The 582-nt window shown below is 71.8% G+C and carries 1 protein-coding gene; it reads right to left on the reverse strand.

What is annotated here, in order from left to right; genetic code table 11:
• A partial coding sequence (locus AC31A1_RS52345) for a response regulator (protein ID WP_489660066.1) occupies window positions 1-548 on the reverse strand: 548 nt, incomplete at its 3' end.
• Between the last annotated feature and the right edge of the window lie 34 nt (window positions 549-582).

Below are 582 nucleotides of genomic sequence, written 5' to 3' on the forward strand. Positions count from 1 at the left end.
TCCGCAACCCCCGCCGCGGTGAGCCCCTCCCCACAGTCCCGTAGCGCGACAGTCACCTTCTCCAACGTCGGCGCACTCAGCCCTTTGGGCAGCGCCGCAGGCGAAGGCGCCCGAAGCGCGGCCAGCGCGCGGTCGACCTCGTCCTGGCCGCTCGCCTCACCCGCCGCCGCATGGAACTCTGCGTAGCGCACTAGCCGATCCCGGAGCGTCGCGAACGTGAACGGCTTCAGCACGTACTGCACGACCCCCAGCGACACCCCCTCCCGCACCACCGCGAGATCCCGCGCCGAGGTCACCGCGATGACGTCGGCGTGATACCCGGCCGCCCGCAAGGACCGCGCGAGCTGCAGCCCGTGCGCGTCCGGCAGATGCAGGTCCAGCAGCAACAGGTCCACCTGCGTACGCTCCAGCGCCCGCCGCGCCTCCGCCCCCGTGTGCGCCTTGCCCACCGCCACGAACCCCGGCACCCGGCCGACGTACATGACGTGCGCGTCGGCGGCGACGGGATCGTCCTCGACGATGAGGACGCGGATCGGTTCGCCGGTCATGTGTCACCACCTCCGGACACAGCAGCACGAGAAG

The sequence above is a fragment of the Streptomyces sp. P5F9 genome (genome assembly GCF_057961495.1).